The organism is Microbacterium sp., assembly GCF_036277215.1.
GTDB lineage: Bacteria > Actinomycetota > Actinomycetes > Actinomycetales > Microbacteriaceae > Microbacterium.
This window is the reverse complement of record NZ_DASUNI010000217.1, coordinates 1-2,273: the sequence shown is the minus strand read 5'-3', so window position 1 is coordinate 2,273 and position 2,273 is coordinate 1. Positions and strand designations below refer to the sequence as shown.

Annotated in this window: 2 protein-coding genes; both read left to right on the top strand. The window is 65.9% G+C overall.

What is annotated here, in order from left to right; genetic code table 11:
• A partial coding sequence (locus tag VFX99_RS10970; protein ID WP_329666330.1) for a DUF6510 family protein occupies positions 1-351 on the top strand: 351 nt, incomplete at its 5' end.
• A 91-nt stretch (positions 352-442) separates the two neighbouring features.
• A partial coding sequence (locus tag VFX99_RS10965) for a CocE/NonD family hydrolase (RefSeq protein WP_329666329.1) occupies positions 443-2,273 on the top strand: 1,831 nt, incomplete at its 3' end.

Here is a 2,273-nt window from a genome sequence, read left to right as displayed (position 1 = left end):
TCGGGCTCGGGCACGAACCGGCGCAGATCAGGACAGAGCGCTTCGGTCCGACGGGAGAGGAATGAGATGAGTGCCGAGGGTGACCGCTACACGCTCGACGGCAACGCCGCGGGCGGTCTGCTGCTCGAGGTTTTCGCGTTCGATGCAACGCTTGCGCCGACGACCTGTGCGGGCTGCGGCAGGACCCGGCCGATGGCGGAGCTGATGCTCTACGCCATCGAGCTTGGCGCCATTCTGCGCTGCCCGTCGTGCGACCAGGCGGTCGTCCGGATCGGGCGCACGCCGCGGGGGCTCTGGCTGGACCTGCGAGGTGCCACAACCGTCGTAGCTGCTGATCAGGCCACGCCCTGAGCCGCACGGCCGGAGCAGGTATGCAGGCGCATGGCGCTGGTCTGTCCGCTATCGAGAAATAGCAAACCCGTCTTTCAACGGAGACACGGCAATGCAGGTCGTCGATACCTTCCCACGACCGGTGCGTGTCGTTGAAAACGTCTGGATCCCGCTGTCGGACGGCTGCCAGCTTGCCGCCCGCGTGTGGTTGCCGCAAGACGCCGAATCACGACCCGTTCCCGGCATCCTGGAATCCATCCCGTATCGCAAACGTGACTACACCCGCCTGCGCGATGAGCCGATTCACCACTATATCGCCGGGCACGGCTACGCTGCGCTGCGGGTGGATGTGCGTGGCAGTGGGGATTCCGACGGCCTGATGGCCGACGAGTATCAGCGCCGGGAGCAGGACGACGCCCTGGAAGTTATCGCGTGGATCGCGGCTCAACCGTGGTGCGATGGCAACGTGGGCATGACGGGCATCTCCTGGGGTGGTTTCAGCTCCCTCCAGGTGGCCGCACGGCGGCCCCCCGCCCTCAAGGCAATCATTGCCCTGTGCTCGTCGGACGACCGCTATGCTGACGACGCTCACTACATGGGCGGTTGCCTGATCAACGAGAATCTCGCCTGGGGTGCAGTGCTGCTTTGCTCCAACGCGTTACCTCCGGACCCGGAGATCGTCGGTGACCGCTGGCAGGCCATGTGGCGTGACCGACTGGAGAACGCCGTTCTTTTCCCCGAACTGTGGCTGCATCATCCGGTGCGCGACGAATACTGGAAGCGGGGCTCGGTCTGTGAGGACTACGGCGCCATTCAGTGCGCGGTCTACGCGATCGGCGGCTGGGCCGACGCGTATCGCAACGCCGTCCCGCGACTGCTCGAAGGGCTGCATGCGCCCCGCAAGGGACTGATCGGTCCGTGGTGTCACGCCTTTCCCCACGATTCCTTGCCAGGCCCAAGCATTGGTTTTCTTCAGGAAGCCCTGCGCTGGTGGGATTACTGGCTCAAGGGCGTGGACACCGGCATCATGGACGAGCCGCAATACCGGGTCTGGATGCAGGAGTGGGTGTCGCCCAGCGGCGATCCGACAGAACGGCCGGGGCGATGGGTGGCGGAGACCCAGTGGCCGACGTCCCGGATCGGGCAGCGCCGTTTGTTTCTCAATTCCGGGCGCCTTGCACGGGCTCCGGAGTCGCCAGCAACCCGCCTGGCGCTGTCCTCTCCGCAGAGCACAGGAGCAAATGCCGGCGAATGGTGTGCATTCGGCAGTAAGAGGGACCTGCCGTCCGACCAGCGCGAGGACGACGCCCGCTCACTGTTGTTCGACTCGGAACCGCTGGCGGAGCGTACGGAAATTCTGGGTGCACCGATTGTCGAGCTTGAACTCAGCGTCGACCGTCCAGTAGCGCTCGTGGCCGTCCGGCTCAATGACGTGGCGCCAGACGGCAGCTCGTTACGGGTGACTTATGGCGTGCTCAATCTCACTCACCGGGACGGCCACGAACGACCGCTCGCTCTTGAGCCCGGTCACCCTTATCGGGTCGTCGTCCACCTCAACGACGTGGCCCACGCCTTTCCGCAGGGGCACGTCGTGCGGGTCGCCGTCTCGACCTGCTACTGGCCGGTGGTCTGGCCAAGCCCCGAACCGGTGACGCTGACGCTCTTCACCGGAACCGGACACCTGGATCTGCCTGTGCGCCCGACTCGAACCGGGGACGAAGAGCTGCCGCCCTTCGGGCCACCGGAACAGGCACCCGTCCCGGAGAGTCGGGCCGTGACGCACAACAGGGGCCGGCGTTCTCGCGAACACGACCCGACCACCGGCGAGATCGTCTCCATTGCGTTTCGCGACGGCGGTGAAAACGGCACCGCCGCTCTGTCCCACGTTCCCGACATCGATCTCGACTTCGGACACGCCTTTCGCCGCACCCACCGCATCCGGG